This is a genomic window from Noviherbaspirillum agri (assembly GCF_054780595.1).
The window spans coordinates 1-18,408 of sequence record NZ_BAAGWA010000020.1 but is presented as its reverse complement, the minus strand read 5'-3'; the positions used below and the strand labels follow the sequence as shown (position 1 = coordinate 18,408).

22 protein-coding genes are annotated in these 18,408 nt (G+C 59.6%); 14 read left to right on the top strand and 8 right to left on the bottom strand.

Annotated features, from left to right (window positions below; genetic code table 11):
- The first annotated feature begins 58 nt into the window (after positions 1 to 58).
- Both ACYVIA_RS20945 and ACYVIA_RS20940 read left to right on the top strand, forming a co-directional pair.
- Positions 59 to 400: a hypothetical protein gene (locus tag ACYVIA_RS20945; protein ID WP_460844124.1), complete on the top strand. Its 342-nt coding sequence runs from the start codon at positions 59 to 61 to the stop codon at positions 398 to 400.
- A gap of 116 nt (positions 401 to 516) precedes the next feature.
- Positions 517 to 1,170 carry a DUF4136 domain-containing protein gene (locus ACYVIA_RS20940; RefSeq protein WP_460844123.1) on the top strand — a complete coding sequence of 218 codons (654 nt, stop codon included), beginning with the start codon at positions 517 to 519 and terminating at the stop codon, positions 1,168 to 1,170.
- A gap of 41 nt (positions 1,171 to 1,211) precedes the next feature.
- On the opposite strand, the gene ACYVIA_RS20935 is transcribed toward ACYVIA_RS20940, so the two are convergent.
- The 7 genes from ACYVIA_RS20935 to ACYVIA_RS20905 form a co-directional block, all read right to left on the bottom strand.
- Complete coding sequence (locus tag ACYVIA_RS20935) at positions 1,212 to 3,065, bottom strand: DUF1631 family protein (RefSeq protein ID WP_460844122.1); 1,854 nt, start codon at positions 3,063 to 3,065, stop codon at positions 1,212 to 1,214.
- 128 nt (positions 3,066 to 3,193) lie between these two features.
- Positions 3,194 to 3,325 (bottom strand): hypothetical protein, encoded by a 132-nt coding sequence (locus ACYVIA_RS20930; protein ID WP_460844121.1) that lies wholly within the window; start codon positions 3,323 to 3,325, stop codon positions 3,194 to 3,196.
- A 26-nt stretch (positions 3,326 to 3,351) separates the two neighbouring features.
- Positions 3,352 to 4,326, bottom strand: a complete 975-nt coding sequence (locus ACYVIA_RS20925) for a quinone oxidoreductase family protein (RefSeq protein ID WP_460844120.1) — start codon at positions 4,324 to 4,326, stop codon at positions 3,352 to 3,354.
- Between the two features lie 46 nt (positions 4,327 to 4,372).
- Positions 4,373 to 4,759 (bottom strand): methylglyoxal synthase, encoded by a 387-nt coding sequence (locus ACYVIA_RS20920; RefSeq protein ID WP_460844119.1) that lies wholly within the window; start codon positions 4,757 to 4,759, stop codon positions 4,373 to 4,375.
- 30 nt (positions 4,760 to 4,789) lie between these two features.
- On the bottom strand, positions 4,790 to 5,569 hold the full coding sequence (locus ACYVIA_RS20915) for an SDR family oxidoreductase (protein ID WP_460844118.1): 780 nt from the start codon (positions 5,567 to 5,569) through the stop codon (positions 4,790 to 4,792).
- An 8-nt stretch (positions 5,570 to 5,577) separates the two neighbouring features.
- On the bottom strand, positions 5,578 to 6,489 hold the full coding sequence (locus tag ACYVIA_RS20910) for a DMT family transporter (RefSeq protein WP_460844117.1): 912 nt from the start codon (positions 6,487 to 6,489) through the stop codon (positions 5,578 to 5,580).
- 69 nt (positions 6,490 to 6,558) lie between these two features.
- Positions 6,559 to 8,115, bottom strand: coding sequence for a helicase HerA-like C-terminal domain-containing protein (locus ACYVIA_RS20905; protein WP_460844116.1), 1,557 nt, complete (start codon positions 8,113 to 8,115; stop codon positions 6,559 to 6,561).
- A 153-nt stretch (positions 8,116 to 8,268) separates the two neighbouring features.
- On the opposite strand from ACYVIA_RS20905, the gene ACYVIA_RS20900 reads away from it, so the two are divergent.
- From ACYVIA_RS20900 to ACYVIA_RS20845, 12 genes are all read left to right on the top strand, one after another.
- The gene (locus tag ACYVIA_RS20900) at positions 8,269 to 8,994 is read left to right on the top strand and encodes a YebC/PmpR family DNA-binding transcriptional regulator (protein WP_460844115.1); all 726 of its coding nucleotides are present in this window, start codon (positions 8,269 to 8,271) and stop codon (positions 8,992 to 8,994) included.
- A gap of 92 nt (positions 8,995 to 9,086) precedes the next feature.
- Positions 9,087 to 10,361, top strand: a complete 1,275-nt coding sequence (purD, locus tag ACYVIA_RS20895) for a phosphoribosylamine--glycine ligase (RefSeq protein WP_460844114.1) — start codon at positions 9,087 to 9,089, stop codon at positions 10,359 to 10,361.
- A gap of 233 nt (positions 10,362 to 10,594) precedes the next feature.
- Positions 10,595 to 11,521, top strand: a complete 927-nt coding sequence (gene hemF / locus ACYVIA_RS20890; protein ID WP_460844113.1) for an oxygen-dependent coproporphyrinogen oxidase — start codon at positions 10,595 to 10,597, stop codon at positions 11,519 to 11,521.
- Positions 11,512 to 12,183 carry a nicotinate-nucleotide adenylyltransferase gene (locus tag ACYVIA_RS20885; RefSeq protein WP_460844157.1) on the top strand — a complete coding sequence of 224 codons (672 nt, stop codon included), beginning with the start codon at positions 11,512 to 11,514 and terminating at the stop codon, positions 12,181 to 12,183. The genes hemF and ACYVIA_RS20885 overlap by 10 nt, the downstream gene beginning before the upstream one ends.
- Positions 12,183 to 12,887 (top strand): ribosome silencing factor, encoded by a 705-nt coding sequence (gene rsfS / locus ACYVIA_RS20880; protein ID WP_460844112.1) that lies wholly within the window; start codon positions 12,183 to 12,185, stop codon positions 12,885 to 12,887. The genes ACYVIA_RS20885 and rsfS overlap by 1 nt, the downstream gene beginning before the upstream one ends.
- A gap of 9 nt (positions 12,888 to 12,896) precedes the next feature.
- On the top strand, positions 12,897 to 13,367 hold the full coding sequence (gene rlmH / locus ACYVIA_RS20875; RefSeq protein WP_460844111.1) for a 23S rRNA (pseudouridine(1915)-N(3))-methyltransferase RlmH: 471 nt from the start codon (positions 12,897 to 12,899) through the stop codon (positions 13,365 to 13,367).
- A 12-nt stretch (positions 13,368 to 13,379) separates the two neighbouring features.
- Positions 13,380 to 14,000: a Maf family protein gene (locus tag ACYVIA_RS20870; RefSeq protein ID WP_460844110.1), complete on the top strand. Its 621-nt coding sequence runs from the start codon at positions 13,380 to 13,382 to the stop codon at positions 13,998 to 14,000.
- Positions 13,997 to 15,460 carry a ribonuclease G gene (rng, locus tag ACYVIA_RS20865; protein WP_460844109.1) on the top strand — a complete coding sequence of 488 codons (1,464 nt, stop codon included), beginning with the start codon at positions 13,997 to 13,999 and terminating at the stop codon, positions 15,458 to 15,460. Before ACYVIA_RS20870 ends, rng begins: the two co-directional genes overlap by 4 nt.
- A gap of 11 nt (positions 15,461 to 15,471) precedes the next feature.
- Positions 15,472 to 16,236, top strand: coding sequence for a molybdate ABC transporter substrate-binding protein (gene modA, locus ACYVIA_RS20860; protein ID WP_460844108.1), 765 nt, complete (start codon positions 15,472 to 15,474; stop codon positions 16,234 to 16,236).
- On the top strand, positions 16,233 to 16,643 hold the full coding sequence (locus ACYVIA_RS20855) for a TOBE domain-containing protein (RefSeq protein ID WP_460844107.1): 411 nt from the start codon (positions 16,233 to 16,235) through the stop codon (positions 16,641 to 16,643). Before modA ends, ACYVIA_RS20855 begins: the two co-directional genes overlap by 4 nt.
- Positions 16,640 to 17,311, top strand: coding sequence for a molybdate ABC transporter permease subunit (gene modB / locus ACYVIA_RS20850; protein WP_460844106.1), 672 nt, complete (start codon positions 16,640 to 16,642; stop codon positions 17,309 to 17,311). The genes ACYVIA_RS20855 and modB overlap by 4 nt, the downstream gene beginning before the upstream one ends.
- Before the next feature lies 1 nt (position 17,312).
- A complete protein-coding gene (locus tag ACYVIA_RS20845) occupies positions 17,313 to 18,182 on the top strand; it encodes an ABC transporter ATP-binding protein (protein WP_460844105.1) in 870 nt (289 codons plus the stop codon).
- Positions 18,183 to 18,297: 115 nt separating this feature from the next.
- Here the strand turns inward: ACYVIA_RS20845 and ACYVIA_RS20840 are convergent.
- On the bottom strand, positions 18,298 to 18,408 hold a 111-nt coding region (locus tag ACYVIA_RS20840), incomplete at its 5' end, for an integrase core domain-containing protein (RefSeq protein ID WP_460844156.1).

Here is an 18,408-nt window from a genome sequence, read left to right as displayed (position 1 = left end):
CGGAGGATAATGGCACAAGCTGGCATTCTACCAACCAACGCGTACCGAGCCTATCCCAATGAAATCTTCCCTTGCGCTTTTCGTGGTGGTCCTTTCGGGCCTACTTGCCTCATGTACCCAGGAGCAACAGAACCAGTTCAGCCGTGGGGTGCAGAACTGGACTGGCACCGACGGTGTGCTCGAATTTTATGCAGGCGAAAAGCTGACGCGCCGCTTCATCAATATTGACAAGATCACCACTGCGCTCGGAACGAGCGACAATCAGGCGCGCTCCTACCGCTACGGCTACGGCGTCCTGGATGAAAACCTCAACATGGTGGCGGATGCGGGCGAGAAGAAAGTGTATTTCGAGATCAGCGACTTCAGCTCCAACTATATTTTCTTTGAGAATCCGCGCTGATTGCCTTCTCACTGCAAAGCAGTGTGTGTCTTGCTGGATGTACTTACAAATAATTACGGAAAATTTATGCCGTACGCCTATTCTGAATGGATGTTCCAGCCTACGGGAGAGAAACAATGAAGCGTTGGCTGATCACCGGCATCCTTGCCCTGTCGGGATTGCTGCTGGGCGGATGCGCCAGCACGATCCGTAGCGACGTCACGTCGTTCCATGAATGGCCGGCGACCTTGCCGGACAAATCGTACGTGTTTGAACGGACCAAGGAGCAGAACGACAGCCTGGAATATCTCAACTATGAAAACCTTGTGCGCACGGAGCTGAACCGCCTCGGATTCGTGGAAGCACCGGCCAACACCAAGCCGACGCTCAAGGCATCGATCAGCTACAGCATCCATGGGCGGGATGTGAAGGAAGTCTATCCGGTGGTGGTCAATCCCTCTCCCTACTGGTACGGCCCTGCATGGCGCGGCTATTACGGACCGGGATACTGGCCCGGGTATTACGGTTATGGTCCGTTCTACGATCCATTCTGGTTCGGACCGCCCGTTGTGGAACAGCGGGTGTCGCAGTACCAGTTGTTCACCCGCCAGCTGAAGGTCGTGCTGGCGCAGATGTCCAACGGCAAGAGACTCTATGAGACAACGGTCGTCAGCGAGGGCACCAATGGCTCGCTCGCGACGGTCATGCCCTATCTGGTGCGTAGCGCCTTCACGGATTTCCCGGGTCCGAACGGGGTGCCGCGCCGGGTTGAACTCAAGATGGAACAATAATCCACAGGTGATTTGTGCCCGCGATCGTCGGGCACATTGTTTTATTGCGCACCGCCTCCGACGCCAACGGTGTCCAGCGCACTGGACAGTGCCCGCTTCACCAGCGCATCCGGTGCGAGGGCAGTCGCCCGTTCCATCCGCAGGGCTTGCGCGAGCGCTTTGTCTTCCAGCGTAAACACCAGCTTCCCTTTGTGTCCCGAAAAAACAAAGCAACCGCGCTCCGGACTGATCCATATCAGCTTGCAATTGACCTTGCGGCCGTCGTTCCGCACAAACTCGACCCAGCCGCCCGGATGTAATGGCTGGGCCTGGCGCATGAGCATGGCGACCTCCACCTTCTGCTGCTCGCGCGCCCGCCGGCTCAGCTCATGTTCACTCGCGCGTTGCATCGCGTCCATCCGATGTTCCAGTTCGTCGCGCGGAGTCAGTTCGAGCGGGCCGCGCATGCAGGCTGCATGATGCTGCGCCAGCTCCGCAAAAAACGTATCGCGTTCTGGATCAACCCAGTTGATTGCGTCAAGCCCGGCATTGAGCTCCGCCAGCAAGGTGGGCAGACGCACGACCAGTTCCTTCCTCTCCTCCGGAGCAGACCTGGGCTTGGCGCTCCAGATCAGGTCATCCATGGTCGTGAGCGCCGCTGGCAATTCAGCCGGATGCTTCTCATGCGCACGGGCCAGCACACGAACCCAATGCAGTTGCAGGAACGGCTCGAGGAAACTCTCCACCTCGCCGCTTTCAAGCCGCGGGGCAACGTCTGCCTCTGCGAGTGCGAATGCCTGGCTCGCCTTTTCCTGCGCATTCGCCTCCGCAATGGCGTCACGCAGCATCTCCTGGTCGGCCTGCACCTGCTGTAACGTCGCCGTTGCGATGTCATCCGCTACCGTCAGGTGTCTTGCCGCAACCGTGGCACCGTCCCGCAGTAACTGCTCCACCGCATGCTGCACTTCCTGCCATACAGGATCTGCGCCGTCCTCGCTTCCATCCAGCCCCAAACCGCCGTCAATCACCGCATTGAGCAGGCGCCGGGCAGGATGCGTAGGGTCGAAAAAAAACGCCATGTCGCCGCACGCAAGCGGACTCAATACCTCCTTCAACTGTGCAACCAGCTCACGCACGGTCGAGGGAATCGTATCGTCGACATCGAGTTGCTCAAACATCCGTTCGAACAGCTCTCCCCCGCAGGCAAGGCTGACTTTTCCGTCGGCCACCAGCCATCGGCGCAGGCGCTCCGGCAAGGGACGGACAATGGGCTGCGGCGCTTCCTTTCTCTTGCGCCGCCAGATTTCTTCCGCGCCCGGCAGCAGTCCGCGTGCAGCAAGATCGCGATTCATTTCCTGCCAGATCGCGCCGAGCGGGAGAAAGACGGACGGCTGCATCTGTGGCAGCACCAGGGGCAGAGAATCGGATTGGGTGTCGAACTTGCGCCATGCCTCGGCAACCGCCTTCAGGAACACCTCCGAACGAAATGGATTCTGCTCGGTGCTGCTGTCATCGCGTTGCATCAGGTGCGCAATGCGGAGGCTGAGGACGGCCAGGGCATCGTAATCGCTGGCATCCAGGTCATGGCTGAGACTGTCAATTTGCGCCTGCCGCTCCATCTCGGCAAAGGAGGTCACCGGCAGCAGTTCGCCGGCATCGCCTTGTTGCGACACGACGTTTCGCCGCCCCATGGCCTGCACCGCTTGCAATAACGCCTGCTGCAGGGCTTCGCTGGCGAGGCGCTGAAAAGTCGGTCGGTGCCGGTTCAGCAATTGCCAGGCATGGCGATATTGCGTTTCCTGCTCGGGACTGGCGGATTTCGCCACCTGCAGGAACAAGGCCTGGTCCAGCCGCGCGCAGAAGGCTTCGAGTTCGCCGGCGGCAAGGCGCACGGCTGTAAACGCGAGTGCGTCCAAGGCCGCGCTCCTTTCCTGCACGGAGAGAGGCTTCTCGAGCGGTCGAGTGATATACGGATCTGCCATGATCTTCAGTGGTCTGTCGCACGGCGGCATTTCCCTTCCAAGGGAAACACCGCATGCGACCGTCAGGAGTAGAAAGCTTCGGAGGCCAAGGTCACCGTCACGATCACCAGCACCGCGGCGGCCAGTATCAGCAGCAGCCGGCCGAATTTCGGCTCGTCATCGCTGCCAGAGGCCTGCTCTTCCGGGTGATCCATCGGGTTATGTCCCCGTTCATCCATCGCTACGGCACCAGGATGGTGGAACCGGTGGTCTTGCGCGCCTCGAGGTCGCGGTGCGCCTGCGCCGCATCGCGCAGCGCATAGCGCTGATGGATGTCGATCTTGACCTTCCCGCTCTCCACCATGCCGAACAGGTCGGCAGCCATCGCGTCCAGATCCTCCCGTTTGGCGGTATAGGTGAACACGGAGGGCCTTGTGATGAATAACGAGCCGCGCGAGGCAAGCTCGTTCAGGCTGAACGGCGGCACGGGCCCCGAGGCGGCACCGAAGCTGACCATCATGCCCAGCGGCGCGAGGCAGTCGAGCGAACCGATGAACGTGTCCTTGCCGATCGAGTCGCACACGACGGGCACGCCCTGTCCACCCGTGATTTCCTTCACGCGCTCGACGAAGTTTTCCTTGTTGTAGTTGATCGTGTGCGTGCAGCCATGCGCCTTGGCCAGTGCGGCCTTTTCATCGGAGCCGACGGTTCCGATCATCGTCACGCCGAGCGCGCGTGCCCACTGGCAGGCGATCAGCCCGACACCACCGGCGGCCGCATGGAACAGGATGGTTTCGCCGCCACGCAACGGGAAGGTGCGGCGGAACAGGTACTGCACTGTCAGTCCTTGCAGCATCATCGCTGCGCCGGTTTCAAAGTCGATTGCATCCGGCAGTTTCACCAGCACGGCAGCCGGCATCACGCGCGCCTCGGCATAGGCGCCGGTCGGGCGCCCGGCATACGCAACGCGGTCACCCGGTTTGACATGGGTGACGCCGGCTCCGACCGCTTCCACGACACCGGCACCTTCCATGCCGATACCTCCCGGCAGCGGCTGCGGGTAGGCGCCGGTACGGAAGTAGACATCAATGTAGTTCAGGCCGCAGGCGTACTGGCGCACGCGCGCTTCGCCGGGGCCGGGTTCGCCGACCTCGACGTCGACGTATTCCATTACCTCCGGACCGCCAACCTTGTTGATTCGAATTGCCTTTGCCATGCTTTCCCCTTTGTTCCTTATCTCAGTATTTTTATCGCTGTTGCTCTCAGTTATGGTGGTGATGCGGCGCCAGCTGCGCGAGTATCAGCCGAGCCGACTCCACGTTCGTCGCGCACGGGACGTTATGCACGTCGCAGGCGCGCACCAACGCGTTGATGTCCGGCTCATGCGGCTGCGGCGTCATCGGGTCGCGCAGGAAAATCACGCAATCGATCTTGCCCTCGACCAGCTCTGCGCCGATCTGCAAGTCGCCGCCAAACGGGCCGGACAGCTTGCGTTCCACCGTCAGGCCGACCTCGTCATGCAGGCGTTTGCCGGTCGAGCCGGTCGCCACCAGGATGAACTGGCGCAACAAGTCCGCATGCACCGAGGCGAACTCGACCATGTCATCCTTTTTCTTGTCATGCGCGATCAGGGCAATACGCTTTTTCACCTTAGCCTCACACTGCAGTTGCCAAATTGCTCAGAAGGTGCCCGGATAGTTCCCGCCGTCCAGCAGCACATTCTGTCCGGTCATGTAGCTGGCATGGACGCTGCACAGAAAAGCACAAACCGCGCCAAACTCCGCAGGCGTGCCAAAACGCTGGGCCGGAATCTGTTGCCGCCGTGCGGCAAACGTTTCTTCCAGACTTTTCCCGGCGGCGCTGGCGGACGCGCCAATCGTCTTTTTCAGGCGGTCGGTTTCGAACTGGCCCGGCAAAAGATTGTTAATCGTGACATTCTGACTGACAGTTTTTCGCGCCAGGCCACCGACAAATCCTGTCAGTCCGGACCGCGCGCCGTTGGACAGACCGAGCACATCGATCGGCGCTTTCACTGCACTGGAAGTAATGTTGACGATGCGGCCGAAGCGCCGCGCCATCATGCCGTCGACGGTTGCCTTGATCAGTTCGATCGGCGTGAGCATGTTGGCGTCCAGCGCCGCGATCCAGTCCTCTCTCGACCAGTTGCGAAAGTCCCCCGGCGGCGGACCGCCGGCATTGGTAATGAGGATGTCCGGTGCCGGGCACGCCGCCAGCGCTTGCGCCCGCCCTTCCGGCGTCGTGATGTCGCATGCGACAGTCGACACCTTCACACCTGCTTTTTGGCGGATCTCCGCCGCTGTTGCCGCCAGCACGTCAGCCGTGCGCGCAACAATGGTCACATCGACGCCCTCTGCCGCCAGCGCCTCTGCACATCCGCGACCGAGTCCCTTGCTGGCGCCGCAAACCAGTGCCTGTTTCCCGCGAATTCCCAGATCCATGATTCTCCTTATGCTCGTTTTTTGGAAAGTAAATATATGCCAGCCAGCACCAGCGCGGTGCCCGCCAGCTGAATTCCCGTAATCGGCTCGCCGAGGATCAGCGCACCGAGGAAAAGCGTCGATACCGGGCCGATCATGCCCGCCTGCGAGGTGGTCGCCGGGCCGATGCGCGACACGGCAACCATTGTCAGAAATACCGGGAACACCGTGCAAAAGACGGCATTGATGAGCGACAAGCCGTACACCGGCATCGGCTGCACCAGCATCGAAGCCGGACGCAACAGAAAGAATTGCAGGATGCATGCCACGCTCGACACGCACATCGCATAGGAGACAAGGCGCAGCGTGCCGACGCGGTTGACCAGTTCGCCCGATATCAGGAGATAGATCGCATACGCAATCGCGCTGCCGAGCACGAAGGCGCCACCCAATGTCACGTTCGCGCCGCCCAGGCGCACATCATGCAAAAACACCAACACCGTGCCGAGATAAGCCGTGCCGAGCGCCAGCCATTCGCGCGTGGAGATCTTCTTGTGGAGGGAAAAGACCGAAATCAGCAGGACGAAGGATGGCGTCAGGAACAGGATCAGGCGCTCCAGCCCAGCGGAAATGTATTGAAGACCGAGAAAATCCAGGAAGCTGGACAGGTAGTAACCGAGCAGTCCCATCACAACGATCTTGCCGAGATCAGCCCCGGTCAAAGGCGCTGCAGTACGTGCCTTCCATGCCGCGATCCCGGCAAAGAACGGCAGCGAGAACAGCATGCGGAAGGTAATCAGGGTGACGGCATCAACGTCGTAGCGGTAGATCAGTTTCGCGACAATCGCCTTCGCGGAAAAGAGAATTGCGCCGGAAATGGCAATCGCCAGACCGATCAGGAAGGCTTGGCGCGCAGAAGGAGGAGTAGCGCTGGAAATCATCGGGCGATTTTACGCCGCGAATGATTTCCTCACATTGACCTGTGACTGCCCTGCCTGTGCGACGTCGGATTATCGACGCTTCAGGATCGAACCGAGCACGCCCCGAATGATTTCGCGGCCGACTTGCGAGCCGATGGTGCGCGCGGCCGACTTCACCATGGCTTCCACCATCGTGTCCTTGCGGCGCGAACCTCCACCACCGCCGAGCAGGCCGCCAAACGCATCCTTGAAACTATCGCCGATGGACGGGCCGCCCGGCTGCTGTGATGGCTGCTGCGACTGCTGCCGTGCTTGCGACTGTGCCGCATCGCCCGCCTCTTGCGCGGTTTGCTTTTCCGGCATCCGGGTATCGACGCGGCCCTTAATCTTTTCATGCGCGGATTCGCGATCAACCGCGTTTTCATACACGCCGGCAATGACGGAGTTGGCGATCACCTCGCGCCGCTCCGCGTCGGTGATCGGTCCGATCTGCGATGCCGGTGGCGTAATGAACGCACGCTCAACCATGTGGGGCCGGCCTTTCTCATCGAGGAAAGACACCAGCGCCTCACCGACGCCCAGTTCGGTAATTGCCTGCGCCGTGTCAAGCGCGGGATTGGGCCGGAAGGTTTCAGCCGCGGCCTGCACCGCTTTCTGGTCGCGCGGCGTGTATGCGCGCAACGCATGCTGCACGCGGTTGCCGAGCTGGCCGAGCACAGCATCCGGAATATCGAGCGGGTTTTGCGTCACGAAGTACACGCCGACGCCCTTGGAGCGGATCAGCCGCACCACCTGCTCGATCTTTTGCAGCAGCGCCTTCGGCGACTCGTCGAACAGCAAGTGTGCCTCGTCAAAGAAGAACACCAGCTTGGGTTTTTCCAGGTCGCCGACCTCGGGCAATTGCTCAAACAGTTCCGACAGCATCCATAACAGGAAGATCGAATACAGGCGCGGCGAGTGCAGCAGCTTGTCGGCGGCGAGGATGTTCACCATGCCCTTGCCGTTGCTGTCGGTTTGCATGAAATCCTGGATATTGAGCATCGGCTCGCCGAAGAAGCGGTCGCCGCCCTGCTCGTCAATCGCTATCAGTCCGCGCTGGATCGCGCCGATGCTGGCTGCAGAGATGTTGCCGTATTCCGTCTGGAACTGTGCCGCGTTTTCGCCTACATACTGGAGCATCGTCCGCAGGTCCTTGATGTCGAGCAGCAGCAATCCGTGGTCGTCGGCGATCTTGAATACCAGCTGCAACACACCTTGCTGCACGTCGTTGAGGTTCAGCATGCGCGCCAGCAAAAGCGGCCCGAGGTCGGAAATCGTCGCCCGCACCGGATGACCTTTCTCTCCAAACACATCCCAGAACGTGACCGGGCAGGCCAACCAGGCCGGCTCTTCCATCTTCAGGAATTCCAGTCGCTCTTTCAGTTTCGGCGTCAGCACACCGGCCTTGGCCATGCCGGAAAGGTCGCCCTTAACGTCCGCCATGAAGACCGGCACGCCAATATCCGACAGTGCCTGGGCAATGACCTGCAACGTGACGGTCTTGCCGGTGCCGGTTGCGCCGGTGATGCAGCCGTGGCGATTGGCGAGAGCGGGCAACAGCACGAGTTCCTTGTCCTGGTGGCGGGCGATAAGTAGTGGCTTTGGCATGGTTTGGCGGTCTTTCCGGCTGATTTTGGCGAGGGTCGGTATGGTAGAATTCTAGGTTGATTTTCGGCTGGGTAGCTTGTTATTTTGGCTCAGTTTTGACGCCGCGATAAGCCGTCCCCGCCCTTCCTCATCTCATTTCCAGGAAAGATCGTCATGGCTGGACACAGTAAATGGGCCAATATCAAGCATAAAAAAGCAGCAACCGATGCCAAGCGCGGTAAGATCTGGACGCGCCTGATCAAGGAAATCACTGTGGCGGCCCGCATGGGCGGCGGCGATATGAACAGCAATCCGCGCCTGCGCCTGGCGGTGGACAAGGCCGCCGACGCCAACATGCCGAAAGATAACGTCACGCGCGCGATCCAGCGCGGCACCGGCGGGCTCGAAGGCGCCAACTACGAAGAAATCCGCTACGAAGGCTACGGCATCAACGGCGCCGCGATCATCGTCGACTGCATGACCGACAACCGTGTGCGCACAGTGGCGGAAGTGCGCCATGCGTTTTCCAAATACGGCGGCAACATGGGCACCGAAGGTTCGGTGGCATTCCTGTTCAAGCATTGCGGCCAGCTGTTCTTTGCACCGGGCACCAATGAAGATGCCTTGATGGAAGCAGCGCTGGAAGCCGGCGCGGAAGACGTGATCACGGATGATGAAGGCGGCTTCGAGGTCATTACGGCACCAAACGATTTCTCGACGGTCAAGGATGCGCTGGAAAAAGCGGGATTCAAGGCCGAAATGGCCGAGATCGTGATGAAGCCGGCGACCGAAACCGTCTTTACCGGCGACGACGCCGTCAAGATGCAGAAGCTGCTGGATGCGCTGGAAAACCTGGACGATGTGCAAGAGGTCTACACCAATGCCGTGATCGAAGAGTAATTGGTTTTGCCTTTCGCTTTCCCTGTTTCACAAGTAAATTGAGCAATGCAGGCGCCAGCGCCTGCATGACGTTTAACGTTTCAAAGATCTCCATGAAAATTCTGGTAGTCGGTTCAGGCGGCCGCGAACATGCCCTGGCTTGGAAGCTTGCACAGTCCGAGCGCATTCAAATGGTCTATGTGGCACCGGGCAACGGCGGCACGTCGCTGGATCCGCGCCTGCAGAATGTCGACATCACCGATCCGGCCTGGCTTGCACAATTCGCCATCAAGGAAAACATCGGCCTGACCGTCGTCGGACCGGAAGTCCCCTTGGCCGCCGGGATCGTCAACATCTTCCGCGAGAACGGCCTGAAGATTTTCGGCCCGACCAAGGAAGCCGCACAGCTGGAAAGCTCGAAGGATTTCGCCAAGGCATTTATGAAGCGCCACCGCATCCCGACTGCGGACTACCAGACGTTTTCCGACCTGCAGGCTGCGCACAAGTACATTAACCAGAAGGGTGCACCGATCGTCATCAAGGCCGACGGGCTTGCCGCCGGCAAGGGCGTGGTCGTCGCGATGACGCTGGACGAGGCGCATGCAGCCGTCGACATGATGCTGTCTGATAACAAGCTCGGTGATGCGGGCGCACGCGTCGTTATCGAAGAATTCCTCGCCGGTGAAGAGGCAAGCTTCATCGTCATGGTGGATGGCAAGCATGTGTTGCCGCTTGCGACCAGCCAGGACCACAAGCGCCTGAAAGACAATGATGAAGGTCCGAATACCGGCGGCATGGGAGCCTACTCCCCTGCACCCATCGTGACGCCGTCATTGCATGCGCGCATCATGCGCGAAATCATCAATCCGACTGTGCTCGGCATGTCGAAGGATGGGATTCCGTTCACCGGTTTCCTGTATGCCGGCCTGATGATCGATGCCAAGGGCAATCCGAAGACGCTGGAATTCAATTGCCGGATGGGCGACCCCGAGACGCAGCCGATCATGGCGCGTCTGAAGACCGATCTCGTGACCGTGATGGAACATGCAGTCAATGGCTCGCTCGATCAGGTGGAACTGGAGTGGGATCGTCGCACGGCACTTGGTGTTGTGATGGCCGCAGCAGGTTATCCGGACGCGCCGCGCAAAGGCGACGTCATTACCGGCATTCCGCCCGAAACCCCGGATTGCGTCACGTTCCATGCCGGCACGACAAACGCCGGTGGCAAGCTGACCACGTCCGGTGGCCGCGTACTCTGCGTCGTGGGTTTGGGTGACAGCGTTCGTATTGCACAGAAGAATGCCTATGACGCGGCGGATAAGATTCATTTCGACGGGGCACAGTTCCGCCGCGATATCGGCTGGCGCGCGTTGAAGCGGCCGTCCTGAGCCTCTTCCGAATAAACCTTTCGCAGCGGCCGGTATCGTAAATACGGACGGGGCGAGCGGCCTCTGCGGCGGAGAAGGCTGGCTTGGCTTCAAACGCCGCCTGCCTTGCCACCAGGCGACCTACCCGGCGCCCCCGGCAAATTTGCCGAGACATTGCAATACTGCAGCATGCCGTAACACGGATTTCCGCCAATGCGGGAATAACGCCCAATTTGCAATCCAGATCCAGATCGATGACCCAATCCTCCATCACCCCGGCCACTGTCAAGTCCTATCTTGTCGATCTCCAGTCCCGCATCGTCACGGCCCTGGAAAAAATCGACGGCAAGCAGTTCATCACCGATGAGTGGCAGCGCCCGCAAGGTGCAGGCCCGATTGCGGGTGGCGGCATTACCCGCATCCTTGAAGAAGGCAATGTGCTCGAGCGCGGCGGCGTCGGCTTCTCCCATGTCAGCGGTAGCAGCCTGCCGCCGACGGCAGTCGCCAACCGACCCGAGATTGCGGGCCGCAGCTGGGAAGCGATGGGCGTATCGCTGGTGCTGCATCCACGCAACCCCTACGCACCGACCACACACATGAACGTCCGCTTCTTCACTGCCACGGCTGAAGGTGAGGAGCCGGTCTGGTGGTTCGGCGGCGGCATGGATATGACGCCGTATTACGGCTTCGAGGAGGACGTCAGGCACTTCCACCAGACTTGCCGCGACGCGTTGGCGCCATTTGGCCCCGACCTGCATCCGCGCTTCAAGAAATGGTGCGACGAGTACTTTTACCTGAAGCACCGCAAGGAGCCGCGCGGCGTGGGCGGCATCTTTTTTGACGACTTCCATGAGCTCGGACTGGACCAGAGCTTTGCAATGATAAAGAGCGTCGGCGATCATTTCCTCGATGCCTACCTGCCGCTCCTGGAGCGGCGCAAGGACATACCGTACGGCGAGCGCGAGCGCGACTTCCAGGCATACCGTCGCGGCCGTTATGTCGAGTTCAACCTGGTATTCGACCGTGGCACGCTGTTCGGCCTGCAGTCGGGAGGACGAACCGAATCGATCCTGCTGTCGATGCCCCCCGTGGTCAAATGGCGCTACAGCTGGCAGCCTGAGCCAGGGACGCCGGAGGCGAAGCTGTACACCGACTTCCTCACACCGCGGGACTGGGTGTGATCGCTGACACAAACAAGCGCTGCATCGCCTTGCTCGGCGGCAGCTTTGATCCGGTGCACAATGGCCATGTCGCGCTGGGTAACTACTTCGCCAAACTGCTCGTGCCGGAGGAGTTGCGCGTAATTCCCGCCGGCCAGCCATGGCAAAAAGACGGGCTCCATGCCACGCCGGATCATCGTATCGAAATGCTGAAACGGGCCTTTGAACGCGTATCGGTTCCGGTCATCATCGACGATCAGGAAATCCGGCGCGATGGTGCCACGTATACGATCGATACGCTGCGCGGGATGCGGGCACAACTTGGTCCGGATGTGTCAATCGCACTGCTCGTCGGGGCAGACCAATTGCAGCGCCTGAATACATGGAAAGAATGGCGGCAGCTATTCGATTACGCGCATATCTGCGCCGCCTCGCGTCCCGGATTCACGATGGACGGCGCGCATGTGCCGCAGGAAGTGCAGCGGGAATTTGCGCGCCGGGCTGCCACGCCGGCGCAGATTCGTGAGACCTCGCACGGCCTCACTTATCTCGCAACCAACCTTGCAGTCGACGTTTCCTCTACAGAAATACGAAGCGCCTTTGAACGAGGCCAGCAAGCCGAGTCGCTGATCCCGGCCGGGGTGCTAGACTATATTCAACAACATCACCTTTATCAAAATTAATGGATATCAAAAAACTCCAATCCATCGTCATTGACGCCCTTGAAGATGTAAAGGCACAAGACATTCACGTCTACGACACCACCCACCTCACCGCCATGTTCGACCGGCTGGTCGTTGCATCCGGTACGTCAAACCGGCAGACCAAGGCACTGGCCGCTTCCGTGCGCGACAAGGTGAAGGAAAAAGGCGGCGAGATCGTCAGCATGGAAGGCGAAGACACCGGCGAATGGGTGCTGGTCGATCTGGGCGACATGGTCGTTCACATCATGCAGCCGGCGATTCGCGACTACTACCGCCTGGAAGAAATCTGGGGCGACAAGGAAGTGAAGTTCGGCGCCGCCAAGCGTACTTCCAAGCGCACCGCGACCGAGGAAGTCGAAGAGGCACCGAAGAAGCGCTCACGCCATCTGGCTGCCAGCCAGACCACGGTCGACGACGAGCCGAAGAAGCCCGCGCGCAAGCCCCCCGCGAAGAAGACGGCCGCCGGCACGGCGACGAAGACTGCTGCCAGGACGGCGAGCAAGACCGCAACCAAGTCCGCTGCGGCAAAGACTGCGAAGGCACCTGCGGGCAAGACCGTCAAGGTTGCTGCTGCCAAGACTGCTGCGCCGCGGAAGACGGCTGCAAAATCGGCGGCGAAAACAGCGGCTAAACCGGCTGTGAAAGCGGCCGCAAAGCGCACCGCCAAGAAGTCGGCCGAATAAGTCACTGCCATGCAGCTCGTCATTGCTGCAGTCGGCCACAAGATGCCCGGCTGGATCGAGGATGGATTCGCCGAGTATGCCAAGCGCATGCCACCGGAGTGCCGCATCCACCTCAAGGAAATCAAGCCGGTCGAACGCTCCGGCAGCAAGACGGCAGAAACCGTCATGGCTGCCGAACGCGTCAAGATCGAGGCCGCCGTTCCGAAAGGCTCTCGCGTCATCGCACTGGATGAACGAGGCAAGGACTTGACGACTGTACAACTTTCGCAGCTTCTGACGCAGTGGCAACAAGACGGGCGTGATGTTACATTCGTCATCGGTGGCGCAGACGGGCTGGATGCCGGCTTCAAGGCGTCGGCCGACATGCTGGTTCGGATTTCCAGTCTCACCCTACCGCATGGGATGGTGCGCGTGCTGCTCGCGGAGCAGCTGTACCGCGCCTGGTCGATTACGCAGAATCACCCGTATCACCGGGTATAAAGAACACGTTTCATGAAACCGGTAGACAACAAGATTTATCTGGCATCCAAGAGCCCGCGGCGGCGCGAGCTCCTGCGCCAGATTGGCGTCGAATATGAACTGCTCCTGCTGCGAGATCAATCGCCGCGCGGACCGGAAGTCAGTGAAGAGGTGCTGCCGGGCGAAGAGCCACGCGTCTATGTCGAACGGGTGACACGTGAAAAGGCCGATTTTGCGGCGAAGGTCATGCTGATGCGCCGGCTTCCTGTGCGCCCGGTGCTGACTGCCGATACCACCGTCGTGATCGACGGGAAAATACTCGCGAAACCTGCGGACACGGCCGAAGCCATGGACATGCTGCGCCAGCTGTCCGGTCGCACGCATCAGGTGCTGACCAGTATCGCACTGCACCAGGACCAGAACACGACGCAGATGACGCAGGTGTCTGAAGTGACCTTTGCCACACTGACCGAAGACCAGATGCGCGCCTACTGCGCGACGTCCGAGCCTTACGACAAGGCGGGCGGCTACGGCATACAGGGCATGGCGGCGATCTTCATCGAACGCATTACAGGCAGTTATACCGGTATCATGGGCCTGCCATTGCATGAAACCGCAAAACTATTAGAACAAGCCGGCATCCCGACTCTATGAGCGAAGACATCCTCATCAATATCACCCCGCAGGAGACGCGGGTGGCGTTGATCCTCCAGGGCGCAGTCCAGGAACTCCATATCGAACGCACGCTGTCGCGCGGCCTTGCGGGCAATATTTATCTCGGCAAGGTGGTACGCGTACTGCCCGGCATGCAGTCCGCTTTCATCGACATCGGCCTCGAACGCGCAGCCTTCTTGCATGTCGCCGACATCTGGGAAGCCCGGCCGCACGACAATCCGAATGCGGTCCCGACACCGATCGAGAAGCTGCTGTACGACGGCCAGGCGGTCATGGTGCAGGTGATCAAGGACCCGATCGGCACCAAGGGTGCCCGCCTGTCGACGCAAATCTCGATCGCAGGGCGCATGCTGGTCTACCTGCCCCAGGATTCGCACATTGGCATTTCGCAGCGCATTGAGAAGGAAGCAGAGCGTGAACAGCTGAAGGAAAAAGTGCAAAAGCTGCTGCCGCCGGAAGAGAAAGGTGGCTTCATCATCCGCACGATGGCCGAGGAAGCCTCCGATGTGGATCTGCAAATGGACATCGACTACCTGCGCAAGACCTGGGCGACCATCACGCAGAATGCGCGCACGAAACCGGCCCCAACCTTGCTTTACCAGGACCTGAGCCTTGCACAGCGCGTACTGCGCGACTTCGTGAACGACGACACATCCACGATTCAGATCGATTCACGCGAGAACTTCCAGAAGCTGCAGCAGTTCGGCCAAACCTATACGCCTTCGGTGCTGTCCAAGATGGTGCACTACACCGGCGAACGTCCGCTGTTCGACCTGTATGGGGTGGAAGAAGAAATCCAGCGCGCACTCGGGCGTCGGGTCGACCTGAAGTCGGGCGGTTACCTGATCATTGACCAGACCGAGGCGATGACGACCATCGACGTCAACACCGGCAGCTATGTTACCGGGCGCAATTTCGACGACACGATTTTCAAGACGAATCTCGAGGCAGCACATGCCATCGCCCGCCAGCTGCGCCTGCGCAATCTGGGCGGCATCATCATCCTCGATTTCATCGACATGGAAAATGTCGATCATCGCAATGCGGTGCTGGCCGAACTGCACAAGGCCCTGTCGCGCGACCGCACCAAGGTCTCAGTCTCCGGCTTTTCGGCGCTTGGTCTCGTGGAGATGACGCGCAAGCGCACCCGCGAATCGCTGGCGCACATCCTGTGCGAGGTCTGCCCGGCCTGTGGCGGCAAGGGACAGGTCAAGACGGCGCGTACGATCTGTTACGAGATCCTGCGCGAACTGCTGCGCGAGGCAAAGCAGTTCAACCCGCGCGAGTTCCGCATCCTTGCATCACAGGTCGTGGTGGACATGTTCCTCGAAGAGGAGTCACAGCATCTGGCGATGCTGGGCGACTTCATCGGCAAACCGATTTCGCTGCAAGTGGAGACGATCTACCACCAGGAGCAGTACGACATCATCCTGATGTAAGGCGGAGCGGCATGAAGCGTGTCATGTTCCTCCCCCTCCTCCTTACTGCCCTGCTGTCCCTCCTTTCGCCGTATGTCATCGGTGCTCCACTGACCATCGCCGTGGCGGCAAATGTGCAGTACGCCTTTGACGACCTGCAGTCAGAATTCAAGAAGGAAACCGGTCACGACATCAGGCCCGTTTATGGATCGTCCGGCAAACTGACTGCGCAGATCATGAACGGCGCGCCGTTTGACATCTTCCTGTCCGCGGACATGGAGTATCCGGAAAAGCTGCATCAGGCGGGTTACACCGCCGGTGCTCCCGAAGTGTATGCCTTGGGCACGCTCGTGCTCTGGACGCTGAAGGATATCGACCTGAAAGAATGGCAGAACGCTCTCGCCGCACCCGCTGTCCGCAAGATCGCTGTAGCAAATCCAAAAACTGCACCGTACGGGCGCGAGACGATGAAGGTTCTGGGGCATTTCAAGCTCGACGGTGCGCTCAACGGGAAGTTCGTTTTCGGCGAAAGCATCGCGCAAACGAACCAGTACATTTACTCCCGGGCAGCAGATGCGGGATTTACCGCCAAGTCCGTCGTCGTCTCCCCGGAAATGAGTGGCAAAGGGACATGGGTCGAGCTGCCAAAAGATGCGTACCAGCCGATTGCGCAGGGAGTGGTGATACTCAAACATGGCGAGCAGAAAAATCGACAAGTCGCTCGGCAGTTTCTTGATTTCGTACTGTCAGCGAAGTCGCGTGTGATCCTGCAGCGCAACGGATACTTGTTGCCATGAACCACCTGCCTGGCATCATCAGCAACGTCGAGGTCCATGGCAGCATCGCCTTGGTAGAAGCCGCCGTCGGCAAACACAAGCTTGCTGCGACATTGATCGGCGCTGGCGAAGAAGTGCAAACATGGCAAAGCGGCATGCCGGTCGCGCTGTTGTTCAAGGAAACCGAAGTGTCACTGGCAAAGAACCTGTCCGGTCTGATCAGCATGCGCAACCGTATGCCGTGCACCGTCACGGCAATCGAGCGCGGCAAGCTGCTGACCAAGGTGTCGCTCGATTTCAACGGCCACGCCATCACGTCAGTCATCACTACCCGATCGTCGCATGCGCTTGAGCTTGCCGTCGGCGATGTGGTCGAGGGCCTGGTCAAGGCGAATGAGATGACAATCGTGCCGAAGGATAGGGCATGAACTACGATTGGCAACCGCTACTGCTGACATTTCGTCTTGCCGCGATCACCACGTTGATCCTGTTTATCGTCGGCGTTCCGCTTGCGTACTGGATCGCCTATACACGTACGCGCTTCAAGCCCGTCATCGAAACGCTAGTCAGCATGCCGCTGGTACTGCCGCCGTCCGTGCTGGGCTTCTATCTGCTGCTCGCATTCAGCCCGCAGAATGCCTTCGGGCAGTGGCTGGAACAATGGTTCCAGGTTCGGCTGGTCTTCAGTTTCACCGGCCTCGTGATCGGTTCTGTGATCTTCAGCCTGCCGTTCATGGTTCACCCGATCCAGTCTGGTTTTCAGAACTTGCCGGTATCGCTGATCGAAGCATCGCGTACGCTGGGAAAATCCGATCTCGTCACGCTGTTCCGCGTGCTGCTGCCGAACATCAAACCCGCCCTGCTGTCCGGCGCCGTGCTGAGTTTTGCGCATACCATCGGCGAGTTTGGCGTCATCCTGATGATTGGCGGGAATATCCCCGGCGTGACGAAAGTCGCTTCGATCGCCATTTACGACGAGGTCGAGAGCCTGAACTACGCTGCTGCCAATTTCTATGCTGCAGTGCTGTTTGTGGTGTCGTTCGCAGTCTTGCTGCTGGTGTATGTGATGAACAAGCGTCTGGTGAAGGCGGGATGACATGATCGACATCGCGGTCAGCAAGAAGCTCGATAGTGCAGGCAGCCCGCTGCAGATTGAGGTTCACACAAAGATTGACACCGCCAGCTTCGTCGCACTGTTCGGCCCCTCCGGTGCAGGCAAGACCAGCATCCTGCGCATGCTGGCCGGCCTGACGACGCCAGACAGTGGGCACATCATTGTGGACGGTGTGGCATGGTTTGATGCAACGAAACGTATCAACCTGCCCCCACAAAAGCGTGCCATCGGATTTGTGTTCCAGGACTATGCGTTGTTTCCGAACCTCAGTGTCCGCGACAACGTTGCCTACGCAGCGAACGAGCATGACGGCAGATGGGTAGACGAACTGCTTGCGCTCGTCGGCCTGTCGGCCCTGCAGCAACGACTTCCGGCCACGCTGTCAGGCGGCCAGAAGCAGCGCGTGGCGCTTGCTCGCGCACTGGCGCGGAGGCCAAAACTGCTCTTGCTGGATGAGCCGCTATCGGCGTTGGATGCTGCAATGCGTGCGCAGTTGCAGGAGGATCTGCTGCAACTGCATCAACGCTTCGGCTTGACCACACTGCTGGTCAGCCATGACATCGGTGAAGTCTTCAAACTTGCGCAGCGCGTGCTGAAACTTGACGCCGGACGCGTCGTGCAAACTGGAACGCCTGCCGAAACCTTCCTGTCGCAGCGCTTGCGTGGCCGACTCAACCGCCATGCACAGGTGCTCGCTATCCGGCGCGAGGAAGTTGTGCACATCGTGTCGCTACTGGTTGGAGGCGAGATTATCGACATTATTGCGTCCGACGATGAGGTGGAAGGATTGCGTGAAGGTGATGTTGTTTGCATTTCTGCAAAGGCCTTTAGTCCAGGTATTTTCAAATCCTGAAGCGAGCGCTTTTCCTTGCCAGACAAGCTTTTGCTGTCAGATCAAGGCGGAACTACAACATCTAGTGGAACAAGCTAATTCCCCCATCTTGGGAGGGATTGACCTGCTACCCAATTTAGTCCGAAATCGACATAGAGTCTGCGGTTAAAAAACTCTCTGCAAATCTATTCGGCGTCAGGTAGCCGAGCGAACTATGCGGACGTTCGCCATTGTATTCCTGACGCCA

Coding starts and splice junctions, on each gene's coding strand:
- ACYVIA_RS20945 (WP_460844124.1), top strand. CDS start 59: ATGAAATCTTCCCTTGCGCTTTTCGTGGTGGTCCTTTCGGGCCTACTT.
- ACYVIA_RS20940 (WP_460844123.1), top strand. CDS start 517: ATGAAGCGTTGGCTGATCACCGGCATCCTTGCCCTGTCGGGATTGCTG.
- ACYVIA_RS20930 (WP_460844121.1), bottom strand. CDS start 3,325: ATGGATCACCCGGAAGAGCAGGCCTCTGGCAGCGATGACGAGCCGAAA.
- ACYVIA_RS20925 (WP_460844120.1), bottom strand. CDS start 4,326: ATGGCAAAGGCAATTCGAATCAACAAGGTTGGCGGTCCGGAGGTAATG.
- ACYVIA_RS20915 (WP_460844118.1), bottom strand. CDS start 5,569: ATGGATCTGGGAATTCGCGGGAAACAGGCACTGGTTTGCGGCGCCAGC.
- ACYVIA_RS20910 (WP_460844117.1), bottom strand. CDS start 6,489: ATGATTTCCAGCGCTACTCCTCCTTCTGCGCGCCAAGCCTTCCTGATC.
- ACYVIA_RS20905 (WP_460844116.1), bottom strand. CDS start 8,115: ATGCCAAAGCCACTACTTATCGCCCGCCACCAGGACAAGGAACTCGTG.
- ACYVIA_RS20900 (WP_460844115.1), top strand. CDS start 8,269: ATGGCTGGACACAGTAAATGGGCCAATATCAAGCATAAAAAAGCAGCA.
- purD (WP_460844114.1), top strand. CDS start 9,087: ATGAAAATTCTGGTAGTCGGTTCAGGCGGCCGCGAACATGCCCTGGCT.
- hemF (WP_460844113.1), top strand. CDS start 10,595: ATGACCCAATCCTCCATCACCCCGGCCACTGTCAAGTCCTATCTTGTC.
- rsfS (WP_460844112.1), top strand. CDS start 12,183: ATGGATATCAAAAAACTCCAATCCATCGTCATTGACGCCCTTGAAGAT.
- rlmH (WP_460844111.1), top strand. CDS start 12,897: ATGCAGCTCGTCATTGCTGCAGTCGGCCACAAGATGCCCGGCTGGATC.
- ACYVIA_RS20870 (WP_460844110.1), top strand. CDS start 13,380: ATGAAACCGGTAGACAACAAGATTTATCTGGCATCCAAGAGCCCGCGG.
- rng (WP_460844109.1), top strand. CDS start 13,997: ATGAGCGAAGACATCCTCATCAATATCACCCCGCAGGAGACGCGGGTG.
- modA (WP_460844108.1), top strand. CDS start 15,472: ATGAAGCGTGTCATGTTCCTCCCCCTCCTCCTTACTGCCCTGCTGTCC.
- ACYVIA_RS20855 (WP_460844107.1), top strand. CDS start 16,233: ATGAACCACCTGCCTGGCATCATCAGCAACGTCGAGGTCCATGGCAGC.
- modB (WP_460844106.1), top strand. CDS start 16,640: ATGAACTACGATTGGCAACCGCTACTGCTGACATTTCGTCTTGCCGCG.
- ACYVIA_RS20845 (WP_460844105.1), top strand. CDS start 17,313: ATGATCGACATCGCGGTCAGCAAGAAGCTCGATAGTGCAGGCAGCCCG.